This is a genomic window from Agrobacterium sp. MCAB5, from assembly GCF_052114365.1.
In the GTDB taxonomy this organism is placed as follows: Bacteria; Pseudomonadota; Alphaproteobacteria; order Rhizobiales; family Rhizobiaceae; genus Agrobacterium; species Agrobacterium tumefaciens.
Genome location: NZ_JBFREP010000005.1, coordinates 191593 through 213950 on the forward strand (window position 1 = coordinate 191593; position 22358 = coordinate 213950).

Consider the following 22358-nt stretch of genomic DNA (forward strand, 5'->3'; position numbering starts at 1 on the left):
GTCTCTTCCCTGTCCGGCCGGGTGCCGGACCTGCCTTTGCGACTGAAAGTCTAAAGGCGCACAAATATGTTGCAACGCCAAAGTGGTTAGCGCAGCCGCGCTCTCTCTGCAAGAGTTTAGGCACCATTTCAAGACACCTGCCGCATTGATTGGCAACAATATTGCCGGAATTGACGCAAATTTGGGCCACAATTCCGAGCTAAGCCCCTCAAATACAATAATAATCGATTGAACGACGCAACCGCAAAAAAGTCACACGAATTTTACGTCAAAATGGCAGCGAAGTGACGATCTCTCGATATCGAAACTTGACTAAAAACAGCAGGAAAAACCGCGCTCGCAAATGCCGGAAACAGGCGCTGAAATCGCCATTGCCGATATGGCAGGACGATGCCTGCTTGCTTCGTTTGGGAGTGTCATTTCAGTGAAAGAAATGGCGCGAGTGACGGGGCTCGAACCCGCGACCTCCGGCGTGACAGGCCGGCACTCTAACCGACTGAGCTACACCCGCGCTCCACAGACATTCGTCTGCGTTTTTTCCGAGGAACAGGATGGCGCGAGTGACGGGGCTCGAACCCGCGACCTCCGGCGTGACAGGCCGGCACTCTAACCAACTGAGCTACACCCGCTTATCCTGACCGACAAGACCTTAGTCTCGCCGTACGAACCAGCCTCGGCTGTTCGTTGAGCGGCTAACTACGGCGTTCGTGCGGGGGTGTCAAGCAGGTTTCACGACAAAAGAATAAGCTTCTTCATTTTGATCGGAAAAAACTGAAAGGCCTTTGACCGGCATTGCAGCGAATGCCTTGTTTTCCGGGCTTTTCCCAACAAAAACAAAAAACTTGTCCACAGCCGGAGCGTCCGTAACGCGATTCCAGCATACCGCCAAAGGTAACGGCCGGGCGTTGTTTTTATCGAAAAGCCCGCAGTTCCCGGCTTTTTGCCGATCACCTCTGCCAGTGGGCAAAGCTGTCCGGAAAAAAAACAAAAAAACTTCACAAAAGCCCTTGCGGTTTTTTTCCGATCCGAATACATCACGGCCACCGACGCGGCAGACACGATCTGCAAGACGCGAAGGGCGATTAGCTCAGTTGGTAGAGCGCCTCGTTTACACCGAGGATGTCGGGAGTTCGAGTCTCTCATCGCCCACCATTTTCCAGCTTCTTCAAATTGTGCGCATTACCAAGCCGAAGCTCTTTCGGATGTCGGTGCCTTCCGGCATCGGGAATCACGGGCCCTGCCCCCGATTCTGTAGACGGCCGCGGCCTTGGGCTGGTGGAGCGGCTTTTCCGGCGTGAGTCTATGCCAGATCGGCACTCCTGTTCCACATTAATACAGGCCGGCTCCTATAGGTGTGCCACCCCGCAACATCCCGAAAAATAAGCAGATTCAGACTTTTTAAAGAGATTTCATGCATTGTTTTCGAGCCGTTTCATGATGAACGGTATAAATGATGGATGAAACCATGTCGGTCGACGCGTTTGTAACACTCGCGCTTATTGCGCTGCCTGTTTATATTTTTTTCCGCTGGGTCCAGCAGGACTCGGAAAAAGACAGCACTCCCAAAAGCAAGAATTCCATGGGGCGGTGATCTCTAGCGATCTGGTCCACTGCACATTCATGGAAATCCTCCGGATAACACCCTCGATTATGCGATAGCGACGCGACCATGCCGGTTTTAACGGCTGGTGTGCGACTCATCGTGGGGAATCGGCATTCCCCAGATCGGGGTTTCTTCCGCAGCACAAAAAAGCCGGGCTATGCCCGGCTTTTCTCATTTGCGATTCTATTCGGACCGATCAGTTGATCGCCTTTAGATCGACGGTAAAGAACAGCGTTTCGCCGGAAGATCCGTCGACGCCGTCATTGTCAGTGACGACATAGGCCGTTCCTGCCTTGTCGAAGGTGAAGCCTTCCAGCTTGTCAACGGTATAGCCATTCGTCTGGGCCTTGAGGTCCGGCAGGAAATCATGTGCTTCCTGCTTGGCCACCAGAGGCAGTTCGCCACCGATCTTGCCCGGCTTCAGGTCAGCGATCGCGACGCGGTAAAGCTTCTTGATCTTTGCCTTGTCACCGACCTGATTGTCGCGCTCGACGATATAGACATAGTCACCCTGTGCGGTGATTTCAGAAAGGCCGACCCAGCCCGCCTCGGTCTTGTCGAGCGGGTAACGCACGGCACCCCATTCCTTGGACTTCGGATTGTAGGAGACGAGCTTGACGAAACCCTTCTCGTCCGTGCCCCACTCGCGCTGTACGGCCATCCACAGCGTCGCGTTGTCGCCCTTGCCGATCATGGTCACGCCTTCGAAACCGAAGCGGGTTTCGCCAGCCAGCAGTTCCTTCGGCAGAGCGATCTCAGCCTTGATCTCGCCCTTGGCGCTGACATTGTAGAGTGCGTGGGGCACGAGCTTGGCACTGTCACCTTCCGAGGCCAGCCAGAAGCCGCCCTTACCGTCAAGCGTAATGCCTTCGATGTCGAGTTTCTGGGCTGCGATACCGTCGCGCTTGATGCGCAGGGCGCTGGTTATGGTGGCAGGCTTCTTCGTTGCGTCGATGGTGTAGATCGACGGCTGGTTTCCATAGACCGAGTCGGACACGGCATAGAGGATGCCAGGCTTTTCAGCATCGCCCACCAGACCGGAGAGAGCGCCCCAGCCGATCGGTGCGCCATCAACGGTGGCGGAAGCGAGCTGCGGGTAGGCAATCTGGCCTTCTGCGCGTTCATAGATCATGACATGCGAGCGAGCGCCGCCATCTTCGACGAGATCGGCTTCGTTGGCAGTGACGAGAAGATTGCGCGACGGAATGGCGACGGCACCTTCAGGCGAAATGCCCGAGGGCAGAAGCTGGACCAGTTCCGGTGTGCCGCCCGTATCCTTGTAGACCGCAGCGAGAGACGCGCGCTCGGCAAGAACGAAGAAGTACTTCTGACCATCGAAGGTTGCCGTCTCCAGACCTTCCGGCTCGATGCCCTTGGCCTTGGAGCGCTTTTCCGGATAGTGGCCGATGCTGGCGGCAGCGTGCTCAAGGGTGGCACCGGCTTCATAAAGAAGCTTGCAGGTCTTGTCGAAAATGGTGAAGCCGCGCGCGCCGCCCTGCCAGTCACCCTCATTGGCGATGACGATTCGGTCATTGTCCAGCCACTTCACGGCATCTGGCTCACGCTTGCGGCCTTCCTGCTTGTCGGTGAATTTGATCTGGCCGTCCGTCTTCGTGTCGACGCCTTCCAGATCAACCGTGCCGGCGGAGAAATGCGTCTTTACCGTACCGGTCTTGCCGTCGATGATGACGATGTGGTTGTTTTCCTGCAGCGTGAGCGCGATCTCGCCATTGGCATTGATCGAGACGAATTCCGGCTCCGGATCTTCCGGGGAGATTTCGGCAAGGCCGGTCACGTCGATCTTCTTCAGCGTCGCGCAGTCGGCAACGCCGTTTTTCAGACCGACCGTCACCAGATAACCGGCCGGCATCTGTGGCAGGGCGCCTTCGTTCACCTCTTCATCGCGTTCGTTTTCGATCGCGATAGCGGCGAAGGTCTTGTCCGGGGAAATTGCGACAGAATCTGGCTGGCCGCCGAGATCGCAGCTCGCTTCAATCTTCTTGGTGGCGATATCGACCGTCACCAGCTTGCCGGACGGCTTGGCGCGGTTTTCGGACGTATTGACACCGGCCAGAACCTTGGCGCCAGCAACGGCAACCGAGGTCGGTTCGCCTTCCAGCAGCAACGCGCCTCCAGCCTTGGGTGCCTTCGCATCGGTGATGTCAACGAAACCAATGCCGCCAAGCGGGCTGTCCGAATAGATCAGCGTCTTGCCATCTTCGCTGGCGGTTACGATTTCAGCTGAAGTGACGGCCTTCGCGTCCTTGTCCGCTGGCAGGTTCTTTACGACCGGGAAAGATGCGATGCGGTTGAAAACCGGCTCGGCAGCAGCCGGAAAGGCCGCGGACGTGAGCAGAGCAGCAGTCAAAGCCATCTGAGAAAGTCGGAACGCCATTATAAATCCCCCTTGGATCCAAAAAAACACCCTATGGCTTCTGCGTCAGAGACATGACAGCGGCATGACATTTCCTGTCGGAGGAATCAAAAAGCCCGACCATGAAGGCCGGGCTTTCCTGTTCTTGCGCACATTCCGCGTATCAGAGCGCCGTGTGACCGGATGGAGGCTACACAGGCGCGCTCTCCTACTTTCAAGTACATCTTGCCGGTTCGAAAAAAGGGCTATCCGAAAAAGCATTTCGAAAAGCCGCCCGGTTTACGTGCCGGCATGATGGCGTCAGGGCGTCAAAACATGTTTCCTCGTGAACCTGAAACGCCGTCCGCCCGCCGCCGGACGTCACGGCCTTTCGGAAACCTTACGAGTTGACGGCGTCCTTCAGGCCCTTGCCTGCGGAAAACTTCGGTACGTTGCGAGCCGGGATATCGACTTCAGCACCCGTGGAAGGGTTACGACCCTTGGAGGCTTCACGACGGCTTACGGAGAAGCTGCCGAAGCCAGCGAGACGGATGTCGCCACCGCTCTTCAGTTCGTTCTGTACGGTTTCGAATACGGCATCAACAGCGGAAGCAGCATCTGCCTTCGTGAGACCAGCCTTTTCGGCAACAGCAGAGACGAGCTCGTTCTTGTTCATGTTTCCACCCCTTTCAATGGTTTGAAACGACTCAAATTAAGCCGGCGCAGAATACGTCTGTATCCGCGCGCAGCAACTCAAAAGCGCTGGAATCGCCTGAAAAACAAGGGGTCTGCGGGGTTTTTCACAAAAAAGGCCGACATTTCTGCCGGCCTTTCCCTTAAACGTGCCAATTTCGCACCAGTTCTGCGAGCATCAAAGAAGCATCGCGCCTTTCGGCGTCTAACACATTGAATCTACGCACAGGTGTCGCGAAAACCGATTCTGGCTTTCACAACGATGTGGCAATCAATGTGCGATCGTCTGTCCGCCCTCGTCGACACCGTCGACAGTTGCGATAACAGGCGTTTCGATGCTGCCGTCCCACTCGATTGGCTCGGGCATGCGAAGCAGCGCGTGCTTGATGACCTCACCCATGCGAGACACCGGGATGATCTCCATCTCGTTCTTCACATTATCAGGAATATCCGCCAGGTCCTTGGCGTTTTCTTCCGGGATGAGCACCTTCTTGATACCGCCGCGAAGCGCCGCAAGCAGCTTTTCCTTCAGGCCGCCGATTGGCAGCACGCGACCACGAAGCGTGATTTCGCCCGTCATCGCCACATCCTTGGAGACCGGGATACCGGTCATGATGGAGACGATGGCGGTTGCCATGGCAACACCGGCAGACGGTCCGTCCTTCGGGGTAGCCCCTTCCGGAACGTGAACGTGGATGTCGCTCTTGTCGAAACGCGGCGGTTCGATGCCGAAGTCCACGGCGCGCGAGCGGACATAAGATGCCGCTGCCGAAATGGATTCCTTCATCACTTCCTTGAGGTTGCCGGTGACCGTCATGCGGCCCTTGCCCGGCATCATCACGCCTTCGATGGTGAGCAACTCACCGCCAACTTCCGTCCATGCCAGACCGGTGACGACACCAACCTGATCCTCACGCTCTGCCTCGCCGTGGCGGAACCGCGGAACGCCCAGATAATCCGGGACATTGGCTGCGGTGACTTCCACGGACTTGACCTTGCCCTTGATGATCTCGGTCACGGCCTTTCGTGCAAGCTTCATCAGCTCGCGCTCGAAGCTGCGCACGCCCGCCTCGCGGGTGTACTGCTGGATCACGATCATCAGAGCGTCATCGCTGACCGAGAACTCTTCCGGACGCAGGGCATGTTCCTTGATCGCCTTCGGCAGCAGGTGACGCTTGGCGATTTCGCGCTTTTCGTCCTCCGTGTAACCGGCGATGCGGATCACTTCCATACGGTCCATCAGGGGACCTGGAATGTTCAGCGTGTTGGCCGTGGTCACGAACATCACGTCGGACAGGTCGTATTCCACTTCAAGATAGTGGTCCATGAAGGTGGAGTTCTGTTCCGGATCGAGCACCTCCAGCAGTGCGGAAGACGGATCGCCACGGAAATCCATGCCCATCTTGTCGATCTCGTCGAGCAGGAAGAGCGGATTGGACTTCTTGGCCTTCTTCATCGACTGAACGATCTTGCCCGGCATAGAGCCGATATAGGTACGGCGGTGACCGCGGATTTCCGCCTCGTCACGCACACCACCCAGCGCCATACGCACATATTCGCGGCCGGTCGCCTTGGCGATCGACTTGGCGAGCGAAGTCTTGCCGACGCCGGGAGGACCGACGAGGCACAGGATCGGGCCACGGATCTTCGAAGCGCGAGCCTGCACGGCCAGATATTCAACGATGCGTTCCTTGACCTTGTCCAGACCGAAATGATCCTGATCGAGGACCGCCTCGGCGCTGTTGAGATCAACCTTGACCTTCGACTTCTTGCCCCAGGGCAGGCTGAGCAGCCAGTCCAGATAGTTGCGCACGACAGTCGCTTCCGCAGACATCGGGCTCATCTGGCGAAGCTTCTTCATTTCCGCCTCGGCCTTATCCTTGGCCTCCTTGGAAAGCTTGGTCTTGGCAATGCGCTCTTCCAGTTCGGCCATCTCGTCACGGCCGTCCTCGCCGTCGCCGAGCTCCTTCTGGATCGCCTTCATCTGTTCGTTCAGATAATATTCGCGCTGCGTCTTCTCCATCTGGCGCTTGACGCGCGAGCGGATACGCTTCTCAACCTGAAGCACGGAAATTTCGCCTTCCATGAAGCCGAGCGCTTTTTCAAGCCGCTGCTTCACGCTGACGGTTTCCAGCATTTCCTGCTTTTCGGTGATCTTGATCGACAGGTGCGAAGCAACCGTATCGGCCAGCTTCGAATAATCGTCGATCTGGCCGGCAGCGCCGACAACCTCGGGCGAAATCTTCTTGTTGAGCTTCACATAGCTCTCGAACTCCGAAACGACGGAACGCGACAGCGCCTCGATCTCAACCGGGTCTTCCGCAGGCTCCTGCAGCGGCGTCGCAGACGCTTCGTAGAAATCCTCGCGGTCGGTATAGGCCTCGATCTGGGCGCGGCCCTTGCCTTCCACAAGCACCTTCACGGTGCCGTCGGGCAGCTTCAGAAGCTGGAGAACGTTAGCGACCGTGCCGACCTTGTGGATGGCTTCCGGGGACGGATCGTCATCGCTGGCGTTGATCTGGGTAACAAGCATGATCTGCTTGTCCGAGCCCATGACCTCTTCGAGAGCGCGAATGGATTTTTCCCGCCCGACGAACAGGGGAACGATCATATGCGGGAAAACGACAATGTCGCGCAGGGGAAGTACCGGATAGATACCGCCGGATGCCGCAGACGTGATGTTCGTCATATCATTTCCTTTCATGGTCCCTTTCAGGACACTTTGCCTGACGTCTTGGGGCGTCCGGCATATTCATTTCTCGAGACTGAAAATGGAGTTTCGGAACGCCGATTTCAAGTCACCGGAAGAGACGACCCCGCGCAACGGCACGGCCGTAAAATTCAAACAAATACAGCGCCGGCTATTACTCCCGACATTTCCGGTTATCCCACAGGATCAGGAACCGGGTCGCCGACGGTAATTCACATTTCCGTCATATCGCGCTGCAAATCAGTTTTAAGACTTTATCAGCAAAGCGCAATCCGCTCCAAACGCAAAATCGGGTTACTCCAAGTTAGCGGCAAGTTTCGCACCTGCCACAACAGAAAAGGCCCGCACGAGTGCGGGCCTTTTGAATTCATCAAAGCGTCGGATCGGTCAATCAAGCCGAAACATTGGCCTTTTCTTCCTGACGATCCGCATAGATGTAGAGCGGGCGAGCGATGCCGCTGACGACATCGTTGGAGATCACCACTTCGCGCACGCCTTCCAGCGTCGGCAGTTCGAACATGGTATCCAGAAGGATCTTTTCCATGATCGAGCGCAGACCGCGGGCACCCGTCTTGCGGGTAATCGCCCGGCGGGCAATCTCGCGCAACGCGTCCTCGTGGAAGGTCAGTTCCACATCTTCCATCTCGAAAAGACGCTGATACTGCTTGACCAGCGCGTTCTTCGGCTCGGACAGGATCTGGATCAGCGCATCCTCGTCAAGGTCCTCCAGCGTCGCCAGAACCGGCAGACGACCGATGAATTCCGGAATAAGACCGAATTTCACCAGATCTTCCGGCTCCAGTTCGCGCAGCACCTCGCCAACGCGGCGATCGTCTTCCGCCTTGACGGTCGCACCGAAGCCAATCGAGGTCTTTTCGCCCCTGGCCGAGATGATCTTGTCCAGGCCGGCAAACGCGCCGCCGCAGATGAAGAGAATGTTGGTCGTATCCACCTGCAGGAATTCCTGCTGCGGATGCTTGCGGCCGCCCTGCGGCGGAACGGAAGCGACCGTGCCTTCCATGATCTTCAGAAGCGCCTGCTGAACGCCCTCGCCCGACACGTCACGCGTGATCGACGGGTTGTCCGACTTGCGGGAAATCTTGTCGACTTCGTCGATATAGACGATGCCACGCTGGGCGCGCTCGACATTGTAATCCGCAGCCTGCAACAGCTTCAGGATGATGTTTTCCACGTCCTCGCCGACATAACCGGCTTCGGTCAGCGTCGTTGCGTCCGCCATTGTGAAGGGAACGTCGATGATGCGGGCGAGCGTCTGGGCAAGATAGGTCTTGCCGCAACCCGTCGGACCGACGAGCATGATGTTCGACTTCGCAAGCTCGACATCGCCATTCTTGGAGGCGTGCGCGAGGCGCTTGTAATGGTTGTGAACGGCCACCGACAGGATTTTTTTCGCCTGCTTCTGGCCGATGACGTATTCGTCGAGGATCTTGATGATGTCCTGCGGGGTGGGAACACCCTCGCGCGACTTCACCATCGACGTCTTGTTCTCCTCGCGGATGATGTCCATGCACAATTCGACGCATTCATCGCAGATGAATACCGTCGGTCCGGCAATGAGTTTCCGGACTTCGTGCTGGCTCTTGCCGCAGAATGAACAATAGAGTGTATTCTTAGAGTCGCCGCCGTTGCTGCCGCTGACTTTGCTCATATCACTTTCCTTCCAGCACGCCGCAGGTCCGCCAAACGGATCGCGGTCAACTTACCGCCCGCCGATACGGCCGCCCTTGGGTGCATCGCCGTATCCGCCTCGTTTCCCGGGGTACTAACCGGTATCAGATACATGAGCTGACAACCGGCTGCAACGAATTCCCCATCAAACCAAAGGCCACGTCATAAAAATTCAACACAGCCTTTATATATACTAATATCGCTTTCTGTTGCGGTTGAAAGCCCCGAAATTACTTTGCGGGGTTAAACAACCGTCAAAAAGCGTCGCGCCTTAATTCGCGGCGGCGCCTTCCATTTCCTGGCGCGAGGTGAGGATCTTGTCGATCACACCCCAGTCCTTGGCCTCGTCGGCATCCATGAAGTGGTCGCGATCAAGGGTTTTTTCAACCTCTTCCAGCGTGCGGCCGGTGTGCTTCACGTAGACTTCATTAAGGCGACGCTTCATTTTGATGATGTCGCGGGCGTGACGCTCGATATCCGAAGCCTGCCCCTGGAAGCCGCCGGAGGGCTGATGCACCATGATGCGGGCGTTCGGAGTTGCGAAACGCATTCCCTTTTCGCCAGCGGCCAGAAGCAGCGAGCCCATGGATGCGGCCTGGCCGACGCAAAGCGTCGAAACGGCAGGGCGGATGAACTGCATCGTATCGTAGATCGCCATGCCGGCGGTCACGACGCCACCCGGCGAATTGATGTAGAGCGCGATTTCCTTCTTCGGGTTTTCAGCCTCAAGGAAAAGCAGCTGCGCGCAGACGAGCGAGGCCATCTGGTCTTCCACCGGTCCGGTGAGGAAAATGATGCGTTCCTTGAGAAGACGGGAAAATATGTCATAGGAGCGTTCGCCGCGATTGGTCTGCTCTACGACCATCGGCACCAGAGCCATGGCGGTATCAACTGGATTTTTCATGTCCGTCCTTTGTCAAACTCTGCCCTTCGCGGAAAACCGCTCCGGAATCACTTCTAACCTTCGTTCTCCCTACATAGAGTGTCCCTGCCCGGTACTTCAAGACACGAAGCCGCATATCCTTAACGGCTCAACAGCGTTTACGGGCGTTTTCCACCCGCGGGGTAACGGCTATGGACAAGCCGATGCCAACCGGACCATTCTCTGTCGCCCGCATTATTTTTTAACAGGAGCAAACCGCAAACGCAAAAACCGGTGTGTTGCCCAGATATAACTTCTCACTGGCAAGAACTCGTTAGGTATTTGCGGCTGATACTACGCCCGCGAATTTCCGGTTTCCCGTCAGGGGGCGGGAGCCTCTTTTGAGGCGAAATGGCATCTCCACCAATTCGGCGGGCATTGCGCACATCGTGCCGCGAACCGCTTTTACGGCATGATAGCGCAGATAGGATTTTGCAATGCTGGATGCAAAGACGGGCATGCTGCTTTGGGCGTCGGAAACGCTGACCCTTGCCCTGCTGCTGGGAACCCTGTGGCTGCACCGCCCTGCCCGCCGGCACAATATCTATTTCGCAGCCGGTTTTGCCGCGACGAGCGCCGGCACGGTGATGGTGGCGCTGCGCGGCGATATTCCCAACTTCCTATCGATCGAAGTCGGCAATACGCTTGCCCTTTCGGCCTTCAGTTTCTGGCTCGCCGGTCTCCTGTCCTTCGAACAGCGCAAGACCGCCGGCTGGATCGCCATTCCGGCGCTGTTATGGGTAGCGGGCATGCTGATCGGCCCCGTACGCGAAAACATGGTCCCGCGCATCCTGCTCTATCACATCTGTGCCGCCACCGGTTATTTCATGCTGGCCGGCATTCTTCTGGCCAGCAAGGCACGCGCGTCATTCAGCCGCAAGGTGCTGGCGGCCACCTTCATCGTGCAGGCATTTTGCGGGGCGCTCGTGGCGTCCATCGTCATTCCCGTCAACGCCGCCGCCCCCAACGCCATTCCGCTGACGGCAGCGCTCGCCTTTTCAGGCATTCTCGGCTTTACCATCATCGTCATGATGAGCGCCAAGATCATCATGGAAGACACGGAAACCCGCCTGCACCGGCTGGCCATGACCGACCACCTGACCGGCGTCCTCAACCGGCGAGGGCTGCTTGAAGAGTTCGAACACATCAAAAAAAGGTCGCCCGGCTCCAGCCGTTACGTGGCGCTGGCGCTGTTCGACATCGACCATTTCAAGAAGATCAACGACAAATACGGCCATCAGTCGGGAGACGCGGTGCTTGTGCATTTTTGCAATATGGCGCAGCGGGTCATCGGTGAGCGCGGCCTGTTCGTCAGGATGGGCGGAGAAGAATTCGCGCTCGTCGCCGAAGTGGAAAGCCCCTCCAGCACCGTGACGCTTGCGGAAGCCATCCGCAGCAACCTGCGCCTTTCGAAGATCAGCGCACGCGGCGAAAACATCGAGGTCACGACCAGCGTCGGCATATCCGAAGCCATGATCAAGGATGCGGACCTGAGCGTGATGATGACGGAGGCCGACCGCGCGCTTTACGCGGCCAAGAAGGCCGGCCGCAACCGCACCGTGATCCACGTCAATTCAGCCAATGTTGTCGTCCCCTCCCCGGACCGGAACGAAAACCCGATGGACAACAATGCCAACCGGCAGGTTGCGGCGCTGAACCGGATAGCGGCCATCGCCAACCGGTGACAAAGTAACCATGCAGTGACATGCGGATAAACACACGGAACGGCATTTTCCCGCCCTTCCCAAAGTGCGGCGCGCGGATAAACCATGGACATGACAGCGACATTTCCCTTTCTCAAAATCGATCCCGCCACGCGTCGTGTTTCACTCGATGCACGCAATCCGGCTTTCTACAACGATCCGAACCCGGTCTACGCTGCCCTGCATGCCCAATGTCCCACTTTCTATTGGGAAGAGCAGCGGCAGTGGTTTTTCACCGAATACGACCATGTCAGCGCCCTCCTGCGCGACCGCCGGTTCGGACGGCAGATCCTGCATGTTGCGAGCCGCGAGGAGATCGGTCTGGCAGAGCCGCTCGAGCATGTGAAGCATTTCGACGCCGCAGAGCAGCACTCGCTTCTGGAGCTGGAGCCGCCGGAACACACACGGCTGCGCACCCTCATCAACCGCGCTTTCGTTTCGCGGCATGTCGACAAGATGAAGCCGGAAATAGAGGAACTCGCCAACCGGCTGATCGACGCCTTCGAACGAAACGGCGAGACGGAACTGCTCTCTTCCTATGCCGATATCATCCCGGTCACGATGATCGCGCGCATGATCGGCATTCCCGAGGAAATGGGACCGCAGCTTCTGAAATGGTCACATGCCTATGTCGGCATGTACATGTTCAAGCGCACGCCCGAGGACGAGCTTCTGGCCGACAGGGCCGCACATGAGTTTTCAGACTATGTGCGCAGTGTGATCGCGGAGCGCCGGGCGGAGCCGAAAGACGATCTGCTGAGCCACATGATCCATACGGAGCACAAGGGCCAGTATCTGACCGACGACGAGCTGATCTCGACCACCATCGTTCTGTTGAACGCCGGGCACGAGGCGACGGTGCACCAGATCGGCAATTCCGTGCGCATCATTCTGGAAAGCGGCATTGCGCCTGACACACTTTTCCACGACGAGACGGCAAGGGAACGCACGGTGGAAGAAACGCTGCGTATCTGCGCGCCCGTCCATATCTTCCAGCGCTGGGTTCTGGAACCGGTCGAGATCGACGGCGTGGAATTCAAACGCGGCGACAAGGTCAGCCTCATTCTGGCAGCCGCCAACCTCGATCCGGCAAAATTTTCCGATCCCCTAGCATTCAGGCCGGACCGGAACGAAGGCGCCAACGTCTCCTTTGGCGCCGGCATCCATTTCTGCATTGGCGCGCCGCTGGCAAGGCTGGAGCTGAACCTCGCTTTGCCGCTGCTTTTCAAGCGCCTGCCGGGCCTGAAGATTGCCGAGCCGCCCAAGGTAAAGGACGTCTATCACTTCCATGGTCTGGAACGGCTCGATCTCAGCTGGTGACAGCCACGCCGGGAACAACCTTTATCCCGGCGATGGACCAATAGAAATCATCCGGCCCCTACAACCGGATGACATAATCCTTGCGGGTCGTTTCGATGACCTCCCAGGTTCCCTTGAAGCCCGGCCGCAGGACCAGCCTGTCGCCCGGTTTCAGGTCGCGCGGGGATCCGCCATCCTCCGTCAGGATCGAGTGACCCTCGAGGATGTTGAAATATTCCCATTCGTCATAGACCACCCGCCATTTGCCGGGTGTCGACTGCCAGATGCCGGCATAGATGCCACCGGGCGCTTCCTCCAGATTCCACGTGGTGAATTTGGGCTCGCCGGAAATCAGCCTTTCCGGTGCGGGTGCACTGTGCTCCACCTCCGCCTCTACATCACCGGCCGTAGCGGTTCGCGTATCTTCGAATGCGAGAAAATTCGTCATGACGACACCGGTCTCTCAGAGCTTCGCAAGCGATTGTTCGAGATCGGCGATGATGTCCTTGACATCCTCGATGCCGATCGAGAGGCGCACCACATCCGGTCCGGCACCCGCCGCCGTCTGCTGTTCCGGTGTCAGCTGCGCATGTGTCGTGGAAGCCGGGTGGATGACGAGAGATCGTGTATCGCCGATATTGGCGAGATGGGAGAAGAGTTGCAGACCTTCCACCAGCGCCTTGCCGGCGGCATAACCGCCCTTGATGCCGAAGGTGAAGACGGAACCAGCGCCCTTTGGCGAATAATGCTGCTGGATTGCGTAGTTGTCGCTGTCCTCCAGCCCGGCATAATGCACCCAGCCGACCTTGGGGTGCGCCTTCAGCCATTTGGCGACGGCCAGGGCATTGTCGGAGTGGCGCTGAACGCGCAGCGGCAGGGTCTCTATGCCTGTGAGGATGAGGAAGGCATTGAAGGGCGAGATCGCAGGGCCGAGATCGCGTAAGCCAAGAACGCGGCAGGCAATCGCGAAGGCGAAATTGCCGAAGGTCTGGTGCAGCACGACGCCGGAATATTCTGGGCGGGGCTGCGACAGCGACGGATATTTATCCGTGGCCGACCAGTCGAAAGTGCCGCCATCGACGATGATGCCACCCATGGAATTGCCATGGCCGCCGAGGAATTTCGTCAACGAATGCAATACGATATCCGCGCCATGTTCCAGCGGCCGCAACAGATAGGGGCTTGCCATGGTGTTGTCGACGATGAGCGGCAGGCCGTGACGATGGGCGACATCTGCAATCGCGGCGATATCCACGAATGTGCCGCCCGGGTTGGCGAGGCTTTCGATGAAGATGGCGCGTGTGCGGTCGTCGATCTGCCGTTCGAAAGTGGCCGGATCAGCCGCATCGGCCCAGCGCACCTGCCAGTCGAAACCCTTGAAGGCGTGGCCGAACTGATTGATGGAGCCGCCATAAAGTTGGCGTGCCGCGACGAAATTGTCGCCGTGTTGCAGCAATGTGTGGAAAACCAGCAATTGCGCGGCGTGACCGGATGCAACGGCAAGTGCCGCCGTGCCGCCTTCAAGCGCTGCGACACGCTCCTCCAGAACCGCCTGGGTTGGGTTCATGATGCGCGTGTAGATATTGCCGAACTCTTTTAATCCGAACAGCGCGGCTGCGTGATCGGCGTCACGGAAGGCATAGGCCGTTGTCTGGTAGATCGGCGTCGCGCGCGCACCGGTGGTCGGATCGGGCTGTGCGCCCGCGTGCACGGCCAACGTTGAGAACCCGGGATTGCTGCTCGGCATGATGTTTCCTCCAATGATATTTTGGAGGGATCATAATGCCTTGCCGCCAAATGATAAGTCCAATCCGTACCAACTATCGCACAATATTGAGACGCGGATACTCAATTGCGGGGCAACGGTCCATCACCACGTTCATGCCGTAGGCCTCGGCCTTGGCCGCCGCATTGTCGTCTCTGACCGAAAGCTGGCCCCAGATCACCGATGGCCGCTGCGGCAGCAATATCGCCTCTTCGACAATTGCCGACAAATATTCCGGCGCCCGGAACACATCGACCATATCAACGGGTTCGGGAATGTCGGCAAGCCGCGCATACACCTTCTGCCCCAATATTTCCTTGCCCGCCTGACCGGGATTGACCGGAAACACGCGGTAACCCTTGGACAGCAGAAAGCGCATGACGCCGTGGCTCGGCCGATCCGGATCGGGAGAGGCGCCAAGCAGGGCGATGGTCCTGACATCCGTCAGAATTTTTCTGAGGTAATCCGGTTCATAGGTATCATGCTGCATGTCAACTTTTCCCTCTGCCATATCGCGCGGTTCAAGGACCTCATGCGCCGGGTCGACGCTCAATGGCCCAGCGAGAATTGCCTCTCCCGCATAAATCCGCGGACGAGCTTTTCGCACCGCTTTTTTGCGGCCCCTTTCCTAGATCTAGGAACCCTCTTCCTTCTCTTGAACCCCCGCCCGAATGAAAATATTGAACAAGCCGGGCTCGTGGTGTCACGAAAGTACACCTAGTTTCGCGCAAAATGATTTCATAAAAACACCTTAAGCGGCGTTGTGCTGAGTATTTTTATCCAGTTTTTCAAAAGCATGCATTTCGATGAACATTTGCTGAAACAACATTTGCGTGCATCTTATGCGCCCTTCGTCTCCTGTTTGTTTTCATTCCGTTCACCGATGCATTAGGCGTATCTAATTTTCAGAAAGTTATTCCGTAAATCAAGTTATAGGTAAAACTGTAACGTTGTAGCGAGCCATTCAGTAATGAATTGAAACTTCTTTTCATTTTGAGCCTGCATGTGCTCGCTTGATTGATACAGTTTTATCTTCTGGATATGGGCAATTTTGAGCAGGAATAATCGCCGCAATCGGTCGCATTTTTGCAAAAAACACGTTCCACAGCAAAACCATAAGCTGTGCATCCGGCATCGGCGCGTCTGTCCTGCTGATGAAATCGTGAGCACGGCCGCATATCGCCTCTCGCACAGTTGCCCACTCCATCCCGCAACACGCACAAACCCGAAACTTGACACGCGTCATAATCCGCAAAGAAGCAACCGCTTACGACAGGAGGATTTGCGTCTCCCACAGCCACCACGGAAAATGGATTCCGGTTTTCAAGCCGATGCTGTAGGTTGCCTGGAATAGCCCATGAGCGAGTCTCTATCGTGACATTTGACATTCTAATTCTGGTGCTTCTGGGCGCGATATTGCATGCCGGATGGAATGCGCTGGTAAAATCCGGATCCGACAAGTCGCTGGACGCCTCGCTGATCGCGGCGGGCGCCGCAGCTTGTTCTTTACCCTTCCTGCCCTTCCTGCCGTTTCCTGCGCCGGTAGCCATTCCCTTTCTCATCGCCTCGGCCGTTCTGCAATTTGCCTATTTCCGCCTAGTCGCCGCCGCCTATACGATCGGCGATATCGGCCTCGTCTATCCCGTCATGCGTGGCGTGGCGCCGCTGATCGTCGCAGCGACGAGCAGCCTTTTTCTCAGCGAGATTTTAAGCCCGCTTGCGCTTGCCGGGATTGCCATCATTTCCGGCGGCATCCTGACGCTTGCCTTCGAGGCGCGGCGCGGCGGCGGAAAGGCGATCATTGTCGCGCTCATCAACGCCTTCGTAATTGCATCCTACACCTTCGTTGATGGTGTCGGCGCAAGGCTTTCCGGCAACGCGATTTCCTATACGCTGTGGATGTCGCTTCTGCCGCCCGTCCTCCTCTTCGGTTTTGCCTTTTACCAGCGCGGCGTAAGCGCCGTTGCGCAGCATGTGCAGCGAAACTGGTGGCGCGGCCTGATCGGCGGCGGCGGCTCCATCCTATCCTACGGGCTGGCGCTCTACGCCATGACCAAGGCCCCCGTCGCCGTCGTCGCGGCGCTGCGCGAAACCTCAATTCTGTTTGCGCTGGTGATCTCCGTCGTCATCCTCAAAGAACGCGCCAGCGTCTGGCGTTATCTCGCTGGCGGCATCATCGCAGCAGGTGTTCTGGTCATGCGGCTGGGATGAAATAGGCAAATCTATGGGGTAAAATAATACCACATAAATAAACCATTGTTTTTATTGGTTTATTTTTACAGTCAGCAAAATCCGTCATATTGACGCTTCATCCAGCACACCGTATAAGCGCGACAGATCGGATTCCAAAGGGAATATGGTCATTTGCGGTCGCCTTCGGGTGACCAAACCAAGCAACAAGAAACGCCCGTATGCTCTTACTTTAAAAGAGGATGACGGGTCCACGTTAGAAAGTGAAATCCATGTCTACTTTCGTTCAGAAGCCTGCTGAGGTGGAGAAGAAGTGGGTCATCATCGACGCCGAAGGCCTCGTTGTTGGTCGCCTCGCCACCATCATTGCAACCCGCCTGCGCGGCAAGCACAAGGCCACCTACACCCCCCACGTCGATGATGGCGACAACGTCATCGTCATCAACGCGGAAAAGATTGCCTTCACCGGCAACAAGTACTCCGACAAGAAGTACTACTGGCACACCGGTCACCCGGGTGGCATCAAGGAACGTACGGCTCGCCAGATCATCGAAGGTCGCTTCCCGGAGCGCGTCGTTGAAAAGGCCGTCGAGCGCATGATCCCGCGCGGCCCGCTCGGCCGTCGTCAGATGAAGAACCTGCGCGTTTACGCCGGCTCGAACCACCCGCACGAAGCACAGCAGCCCGTCGTTCTCGACGTAGCCGTGCTCAACAAGAAGAACGTAAGGAGCGCCTGATAATGGCCGATCTTTCCTCTCTGAAAGACCTCGCCCCTGCATCGGAAGCTTCTGCTCCCGTGCACGTCCGCAAGGTTGACACTCTCGGCCGCTCCTACGCGACCGGCAAGCGCAAGAACGCCGTTGCCCGCGTATGGGTAAAGCCGGGTTCTGGCAAGATCATCATCAACGGCCGCGATTTCACCACGTATTTCGCACGTCCGGTTCTGCAGATGATCCTTCAGCAGCCGATCGTTGCCGTTGCACGCACGGGCCAGTTCGACATCATCGCTACCGTTGCCGGTGGTGGTCTGTCCGGTCAGGCCGGTGCCGTTCGTCACGGTCTGTCCAAGGCCCTCACCTACTTCGAACCGGGCCTGCGCGCCGTTCTGAAGAAGGGTGGCTTCCTGACCCGCGACAGCCGCGTTGTCGAACGTAAGAAGTACGGTAAGGCCAAGGCCCGCCGTTCGTTCCAGTTCTCCAAGCGCTAATCGCTTCTCGGAACCGTTCGTTCAAAACTTCGAAAAGGCGGGGCTTCGGCTCCGCCTTTTTTCATTGCCATCCTCCTTGTTTTTTCGGCGAGAAGACAGCACCCTCAGCGCAAACCGCAATGGGGTGATCAATGCCATCAAAAACCATCGACCATGCCTTCACCGCAGCAACGCTGACATCGGCTGCGACCGACCCGACCCATGCGGGCGTCCTCTCCTTTATGCGGCGCAAATATACCAAGATCCTCAAGGGCGTATCGACGGCCGTCTGGGGTGTCCCCTTCGATGCAGCGACATCCAACAGGCCGGGTGCACGCTTCGGGCCGCAGGCGACCCGCCGCGCCTCCGCGATTTTCGACAACGACCCGCAATATCCCTTCGCCCGCGATCTTTTCGCCCATATGCCGACCATCGATTATGGCGACTGCCTGCTCGACTACGGCAATCACTGGAAAACGCCTGATACAATCGAAAAGGAAGCGCGCAAGATCATCTCCAAGACGGATTATCTGCTGACGCTTGGCGGCGACCATTTCATCACCTGGCCGCTGCTGAAGGCGCATGTGGCAAAGCACGGCCCGCTGGCGCTGGTGCATTTCGATGCGCATCAGGATACCTGGTTCGACGACGGCAAACGCATTGACCATGGTTCCTTCGTGGCACGCGCCGTGCGCGATGGTCTGATCGATGCCGATCGTTCCATCCAGATCGGCATTCGCACCCATGCGCCTGAGGATTTCGGCATCCGCATTCTCCACGGTTACGAGGTGGAGGAGATGCGGGCGAGCGACATCGCCTCGCTGATCATCAAGCACACGGCAGGGATGCCCACCTATCTGACCTTCGATATCGATTGCCTCGATCCAGCCTTTGCGCCCGGAACCGGTACGCCTGTGGCCGGTGGGCCGACAAGCGCCAAGATATTGTCCGTCCTTCGCGGACTCGGCCAGCTCGATATTCGCGGCTCCGATGTGGTGGAGGTCGCGCCCGCTTACGACCATGCTGATATCACTGCCATTGCCGGAGCGACCGTTGCAATGTATATGCTTGGCCTGCGCGCCGAACGGCTGGCGAAGGCCGGCTGAACCGACGCCCGGGCGCTTAGCAAACTGAATCCGATTACACTCGCAACCCTCTGAAAAGTCAGGACAAGGACATGACAGCGAAGATCTTCATCGATGGCGAACACGGCACAACGGGTCTGCAGATCCGCACGCGCCTTGCTGGTCGCCGCGATATCGAGTTGCTGTCCATTCCCGAAGCAGAGCGCCGCAACGCCGCTATCCGCGAGGACATGCTCAACAACGCCGACATTTCGATTCTCTGCCTGCCGGATGATGCTTCCAGAGAAGCTGTCACCATGGTGGCAGGCAACAACAATGTCCGCATCATCGACACCTCGACCGCCTATCGTATTCACAAGGACTGGGCTTACGGTTTTGCCGAAATGGACAAGGAACAGGGCGAAAAGGTTCGTTCCGCCCGCTTCGTCGCCAATCCGGGCTGCTACCCGACCGGCGCGATCGGCCTTCTGCGTCCGCTGCGCGCCGCCGGCATTCTGCCCGATGGTTATCCCGTCAGCGTCAACGCCGTGTCCGGATATACCGGCGGCGGCAAGCAGATGATCGCGCAGATGGAAGATCAGAGCAGGGACGATGCGATCAGTGCCAACAACTTCCTCTATGGCCTGACGCTTGCACACAAGCACGTGCCGGAAATGACCATTCACGGCCAGCTGGACCGCGCGCCGCTGTTTGCACCCTCCGTCGGGCGCTTCCCGCAGGGCATGATCGTGCAGGTTCCGCTGTTTGCCGCCGACCTCAAGGACGGCGCGACCATCGAGACCGTGCATGCCGCGCTCACCGCCCATTATGCCGGACAGGACATCGTCAGCGTCGTTCCACTTGCCGAAAGCAAGGGGCTGTCCCGCATCGATGCCGAGGAACTGGCGGGCAAGGACACGATGAAGCTGTTCGTCTTCGGCACGCCGGGCGGCGAACACATCAATCTCGTCGCGCTGCTCGACAATCTCGGCAAGGGCGCATCGGGTGCGGCTGTCCAGAACATGGAGCTGATGCTCTCGGCATGAGGCTTTCTGCGTGAGCCGAGCTATCCCCTTTTTTCCGGCCTCGTGGAATATCGAGGCCGCAAAACAGATTGCCGATACGCCGGCCGGGGTGGTTTACGAAGTCAGACTTGGCAATGGTTCCCTTGCCATCGCCAAGGTACTTAAACACAAGGTTCTAAAAGACAGCCTTCGCGGGGCGGATTTCATCGAATGGCGGGCGGGTGTCGGCTGCGTGAAGCTGCTTGATCGTTCCGACGACATATTGCTCATGGAACATGCCGGCAATGAGACATTGCGCGACGTGCTTTTTCGCGACGGCGACGATGATGCCACGACCGCAATCGCCGCCGATGTTCTCCTTCACTATCACCAGCCTTCAACGCAGACGCCACCAGCCAGCCTGCTGACGCTGCCGCAATATTTCGAAAGTCTGTTCCGTAAAGCCGAGCACGATCGCAGCGAAGGCACCGACAGCCCCTACATCGAAGCCGCTTCGCTTGCCGAGGAGCTTATCGGGCACCAAAGCAATATTCGACCGCTGCACGGCGATCTGCACCACGAAAACATCATGCGCAGTGCGCGTGGCTGGATCATCATCGACCCGGCAGGCCTGATCGGCGATGAAGCACTCGACGTCGCCAACATGTTCTCCAATCCACTCGACCGCTTCGATCTGACACGCAGCGAGGCACGCATTGCCTCCATGGCGTCGATTTTTGCGAAAGCGCTCAAACGGGACGAACGGGTACTTCTACAATATGCGTTCGCCTACGGCTGCCTTTCGGCGGCATGGCACGAGGAAGATGGCAACACGCGCGAACGCGACGACGAACTGGCCGTCGCGACAACCATCAAGTCTGTCCTGAAGCAATTTTAATGGTTTTCAGTCCCTGATCTCAACCGCGACAGGTGCCGGGTATTCGCCGAGGAAGCCTCGCCAATGGGCGACTGCAAAACCAAGCACCAGCAGCGCCATGCCCTGATGGGCGAGCGCCACATGAATGTCCACATGCATCAGAAGCGTGGTGATGCCGAGCGCCGCCTGAATGGAGATCAACACGAAGAACAGTACGGCGCGGCGGGCATGCGGCGTGCCGGGCAAGGCGCGCGCCAAGGACACCATATGCCACAGCGTGGCGGCAAACAGCGTATAGGCGCCGAGGCGGTGGACGAACTGCACCGTCTTCGGGTTTTCGAACAGGTTGATCCACCAGGGCTGTTGCAGGAAAAGATCGCCGGGCACCAGGGAGCCGTCCATCAGCGGCCACGTGTTGTAGGACAGGCCGGCATTCAGCCCCGCCACCAGCGCGCCGAGATAAATCTGGAACAGACAGAGGAAGGTCAGCAGCGCAGCAAAACGGCGGCCGGTCGTTTCTTTGGCAGCATCGGGCGAATGGTGCGACAGGCCGCGCAATATCCACATGCAGCCCGCAAAGATGAGGCACGCGATCGTCAAATGCGTTGCCAGGCGATATTGCGAGACATCCGTACGGTTGACGAGGCCGGAAGACACCATCCACCAGCCGACGAAGCCCTGAAAGCCGCCAAGTCCCAGAAGGCCGATGAGCGGCAGGCGCAAGCGCCTTTCGATGCGGCCGGTCAGCCAGAAGAAGGCGAGCGGCAGGGCAAAGATGAGACCGATGGCGCGGGCAAGCAGTCGATGCGCCCACTCCCACCAGAAAATCGTCTTGAACTCATCGAGCGACATGCCCCGGTTGATTTCCTGATATTGGGGAATACGCTTGTAGAGCTGGAATTCCTCTTCCCATTCGGCAACGGAAAGCGGCGGAATGGCGCCGTGGATGGGCTTCCATTCGGTAATTGACAGGCCGGATTCGGTCAGCCGCGTGGCGCCGCCGACAAGCACGAGACAGAACAGCGTGAAGAGAACGACGCGCAGCCAGATGCGCAGCAGGCGGCGATCCTTCTCCTGTTTCTGCAGGGCAGCCTCCACCACCATTTCCGCAGAACCATTTGCCATCGTCATGCCGCTCGAATGCATCTTTGAGGTCTCCATCATACAGTCATGTTGATTAGCCCCAACCGGCACAACAAAACAAGGCCTCAGGGTTTGCGGCATCCGGTCGCGGCGGTATAGTTTCGCCAGACACTAGATCGTCCTGTTTCTGCTTCGAATCACCACGACGATCTAGATT

The 22358-nt window shown here is 57.8% G+C and carries 20 protein-coding genes and 3 tRNA genes; 10 read left to right on the plus strand and 13 right to left on the minus strand.

The window, feature by feature from the left end:
- Nucleotides 1-434 precede the first annotated feature (434 nt).
- The 3 genes from AB4Z23_RS14105 to AB4Z23_RS14115 form a co-directional block, all read right to left on the minus strand.
- A tRNA-Asp gene (locus AB4Z23_RS14105) sits at nt 435-511 on the minus strand.
- 41 nt (nt 512-552) lie between these two features.
- A tRNA-Asp gene (locus AB4Z23_RS14110) sits at nt 553-629 on the minus strand.
- 89 nt (nt 630-718) lie between these two features.
- On the minus strand, nt 719-850 hold the full coding sequence (locus AB4Z23_RS14115) for a hypothetical protein (RefSeq protein WP_003512651.1): 132 nt from the start codon (nt 848-850) through the stop codon (nt 719-721).
- Between the two features lie 226 nt (nt 851-1076).
- Here AB4Z23_RS14115 and AB4Z23_RS14120 point away from each other — a divergent pair.
- Together AB4Z23_RS14120 and AB4Z23_RS14125 are read left to right on the plus strand one after the other, a co-directional pair.
- A tRNA-Val gene (locus tag AB4Z23_RS14120) sits at nt 1077-1152 on the plus strand.
- A gap of 298 nt (nt 1153-1450) precedes the next feature.
- Nucleotides 1451-1591 carry a hypothetical protein gene (locus AB4Z23_RS14125; protein ID WP_003512649.1) on the plus strand — a complete coding sequence of 47 codons (141 nt, stop codon included), beginning with the start codon at nt 1451-1453 and terminating at the stop codon, nt 1589-1591.
- 208 nt (nt 1592-1799) lie between these two features.
- Here AB4Z23_RS14125 and AB4Z23_RS14130 read toward each other — a convergent pair whose 3' ends face one another.
- The 5 genes from AB4Z23_RS14130 to clpP form a co-directional block, all read right to left on the minus strand.
- A complete protein-coding gene (locus tag AB4Z23_RS14130) occupies nt 1800-3998 on the minus strand; it encodes an esterase-like activity of phytase family protein (RefSeq protein ID WP_441360288.1) in 2199 nt (732 codons plus the stop codon).
- A gap of 358 nt (nt 3999-4356) precedes the next feature.
- Nucleotides 4357-4632, minus strand: coding sequence for a DNA-binding protein HupB (gene hupB, locus AB4Z23_RS14135; RefSeq protein ID WP_003496481.1), 276 nt, complete (start codon nt 4630-4632; stop codon nt 4357-4359).
- A 288-nt stretch (nt 4633-4920) separates the two neighbouring features.
- On the minus strand, nt 4921-7338 hold the full coding sequence (lon, locus tag AB4Z23_RS14140) for an endopeptidase La (RefSeq protein WP_003512645.1): 2418 nt from the start codon (nt 7336-7338) through the stop codon (nt 4921-4923).
- 412 nt (nt 7339-7750) lie between these two features.
- Nucleotides 7751-9028 carry an ATP-dependent Clp protease ATP-binding subunit ClpX gene (gene clpX / locus AB4Z23_RS14145; RefSeq protein WP_003512644.1) on the minus strand — a complete coding sequence of 426 codons (1278 nt, stop codon included), beginning with the start codon at nt 9026-9028 and terminating at the stop codon, nt 7751-7753.
- Between the two features lie 291 nt (nt 9029-9319).
- The gene (clpP, locus tag AB4Z23_RS14150) at nt 9320-9952 is read right to left on the minus strand and encodes an ATP-dependent Clp endopeptidase proteolytic subunit ClpP (RefSeq protein ID WP_003496491.1); all 633 of its coding nucleotides are present in this window, start codon (nt 9950-9952) and stop codon (nt 9320-9322) included.
- 455 nt (nt 9953-10407) lie between these two features.
- Here clpP and AB4Z23_RS14155 point away from each other — a divergent pair, with 455 nt between their 5' ends.
- Both AB4Z23_RS14155 and AB4Z23_RS14160 read left to right on the plus strand, forming a co-directional pair.
- Nucleotides 10408-11655 carry a GGDEF domain-containing protein gene (locus AB4Z23_RS14155; RefSeq protein ID WP_174068294.1) on the plus strand — a complete coding sequence of 416 codons (1248 nt, stop codon included), beginning with the start codon at nt 10408-10410 and terminating at the stop codon, nt 11653-11655.
- An 84-nt stretch (nt 11656-11739) separates the two neighbouring features.
- Nucleotides 11740-12993 carry a cytochrome P450 gene (locus AB4Z23_RS14160; protein WP_421476421.1) on the plus strand — a complete coding sequence of 418 codons (1254 nt, stop codon included), beginning with the start codon at nt 11740-11742 and terminating at the stop codon, nt 12991-12993.
- 58 nt (nt 12994-13051) lie between these two features.
- Here the strand turns inward: AB4Z23_RS14160 and AB4Z23_RS14165 are convergent, their stop codons facing one another.
- The 4 genes from AB4Z23_RS14165 to AB4Z23_RS14180 all read right to left on the minus strand — a co-directional run bounded on the left by AB4Z23_RS14165 (nt 13052) and on the right by AB4Z23_RS14180 (nt 15872).
- Complete coding sequence (locus AB4Z23_RS14165; RefSeq protein ID WP_421476423.1) at nt 13052-13420, minus strand: cupin domain-containing protein; 369 nt, start codon at nt 13418-13420, stop codon at nt 13052-13054.
- 15 nt (nt 13421-13435) lie between these two features.
- A complete protein-coding gene (locus AB4Z23_RS14170; protein ID WP_003512640.1) occupies nt 13436-14719 on the minus strand; it encodes an O-acetylhomoserine aminocarboxypropyltransferase in 1284 nt (427 codons plus the stop codon).
- A 73-nt stretch (nt 14720-14792) separates the two neighbouring features.
- The gene (locus AB4Z23_RS14175; protein ID WP_421476425.1) at nt 14793-15227 is read right to left on the minus strand and encodes a CoA-binding protein; all 435 of its coding nucleotides are present in this window, start codon (nt 15225-15227) and stop codon (nt 14793-14795) included.
- 498 nt (nt 15228-15725) lie between these two features.
- Nucleotides 15726-15872, minus strand: a complete 147-nt coding sequence (locus AB4Z23_RS14180; RefSeq protein WP_162163069.1) for a hypothetical protein — start codon at nt 15870-15872, stop codon at nt 15726-15728.
- A 239-nt stretch (nt 15873-16111) separates the two neighbouring features.
- On the opposite strand from AB4Z23_RS14180, the gene AB4Z23_RS14185 reads away from it, so the two are divergent.
- The 6 genes from AB4Z23_RS14185 (at nt 16112) to AB4Z23_RS14210 (ending at nt 21079) form a co-directional block, all read left to right on the plus strand.
- Nucleotides 16112-16948, plus strand: coding sequence for an EamA family transporter (locus AB4Z23_RS14185; protein ID WP_441360290.1), 837 nt, complete (start codon nt 16112-16114; stop codon nt 16946-16948).
- Nucleotides 16949-17199: 251 nt separating this feature from the next.
- Entirely contained in the window at nt 17200-17664 is a 465-nt protein-coding gene (rplM, locus tag AB4Z23_RS14190) for a 50S ribosomal protein L13 (RefSeq protein ID WP_038490710.1), read from the plus strand.
- A gap of 2 nt (nt 17665-17666) precedes the next feature.
- Nucleotides 17667-18134, plus strand: coding sequence for a 30S ribosomal protein S9 (rpsI, locus tag AB4Z23_RS14195; RefSeq protein WP_003512631.1), 468 nt, complete (start codon nt 17667-17669; stop codon nt 18132-18134).
- A 131-nt stretch (nt 18135-18265) separates the two neighbouring features.
- Complete coding sequence (gene speB / locus AB4Z23_RS14200; RefSeq protein WP_441360291.1) at nt 18266-19219, plus strand: agmatinase; 954 nt, start codon at nt 18266-18268, stop codon at nt 19217-19219.
- A gap of 71 nt (nt 19220-19290) precedes the next feature.
- A complete protein-coding gene (gene argC, locus AB4Z23_RS14205; RefSeq protein ID WP_019565461.1) occupies nt 19291-20223 on the plus strand; it encodes an N-acetyl-gamma-glutamyl-phosphate reductase in 933 nt (310 codons plus the stop codon).
- Between the two features lie 10 nt (nt 20224-20233).
- A complete protein-coding gene (locus tag AB4Z23_RS14210; protein ID WP_112752845.1) occupies nt 20234-21079 on the plus strand; it encodes an aminoglycoside phosphotransferase family protein in 846 nt (281 codons plus the stop codon).
- Between the two features lie 6 nt (nt 21080-21085).
- On the opposite strand, the gene AB4Z23_RS14215 is transcribed toward AB4Z23_RS14210, so the two are convergent.
- Nucleotides 21086-22204 carry a COX15/CtaA family protein gene (locus tag AB4Z23_RS14215; RefSeq protein WP_421476429.1) on the minus strand — a complete coding sequence of 373 codons (1119 nt, stop codon included), beginning with the start codon at nt 22202-22204 and terminating at the stop codon, nt 21086-21088.
- Nucleotides 22205-22358: the final 154 nt, after the last annotated feature.

Bases quoted from the DNA above. Each gene is read 5' to 3' on its own strand.
- rpsI (WP_003512631.1), top strand. From the start codon at position 17,667: ATGGCCGATCTTTCCTCTCTGAAAGACCTCGCCCCTGCATCGGAAGCT.
- lon (WP_003512645.1), bottom strand. From the start codon at position 7,338: ATGACGAACATCACGTCTGCGGCATCCGGCGGTATCTATCCGGTACTT.
- hupB (WP_003496481.1), bottom strand. From the start codon at position 4,632: ATGAACAAGAACGAGCTCGTCTCTGCTGTTGCCGAAAAGGCTGGTCTC.
- AB4Z23_RS14165 (WP_421476423.1), bottom strand. From the start codon at position 13,420: ATGACGAATTTTCTCGCATTCGAAGATACGCGAACCGCTACGGCCGGT.
- AB4Z23_RS14130 (WP_441360288.1), bottom strand. From the start codon at position 3,998: ATGGCGTTCCGACTTTCTCAGATGGCTTTGACTGCTGCTCTGCTCACG.
- AB4Z23_RS14170 (WP_003512640.1), bottom strand. From the start codon at position 14,719: ATGCCGAGCAGCAATCCCGGGTTCTCAACGTTGGCCGTGCACGCGGGC.
- clpP (WP_003496491.1), bottom strand. From the start codon at position 9,952: ATGAAAAATCCAGTTGATACCGCCATGGCTCTGGTGCCGATGGTCGTA.
- argC (WP_019565461.1), top strand. From the start codon at position 19,291: ATGACAGCGAAGATCTTCATCGATGGCGAACACGGCACAACGGGTCTG.
- AB4Z23_RS14215 (WP_421476429.1), bottom strand. From the start codon at position 22,204: ATGCATTCGAGCGGCATGACGATGGCAAATGGTTCTGCGGAAATGGTG.
- AB4Z23_RS14155 (WP_174068294.1), top strand. From the start codon at position 10,408: ATGCTGGATGCAAAGACGGGCATGCTGCTTTGGGCGTCGGAAACGCTG.
- speB (WP_441360291.1), top strand. From the start codon at position 18,266: ATGCCATCAAAAACCATCGACCATGCCTTCACCGCAGCAACGCTGACA.
- AB4Z23_RS14125 (WP_003512649.1), top strand. From the start codon at position 1,451: ATGATGGATGAAACCATGTCGGTCGACGCGTTTGTAACACTCGCGCTT.
- AB4Z23_RS14180 (WP_162163069.1), bottom strand. From the start codon at position 15,872: ATGCCGGATGCACAGCTTATGGTTTTGCTGTGGAACGTGTTTTTTGCA.
- AB4Z23_RS14160 (WP_421476421.1), top strand. From the start codon at position 11,740: ATGGACATGACAGCGACATTTCCCTTTCTCAAAATCGATCCCGCCACG.
- clpX (WP_003512644.1), bottom strand. From the start codon at position 9,028: ATGAGCAAAGTCAGCGGCAGCAACGGCGGCGACTCTAAGAATACACTC.
- AB4Z23_RS14175 (WP_421476425.1), bottom strand. From the start codon at position 15,227: ATGCAGCATGATACCTATGAACCGGATTACCTCAGAAAAATTCTGACG.
- rplM (WP_038490710.1), top strand. From the start codon at position 17,200: ATGTCTACTTTCGTTCAGAAGCCTGCTGAGGTGGAGAAGAAGTGGGTC.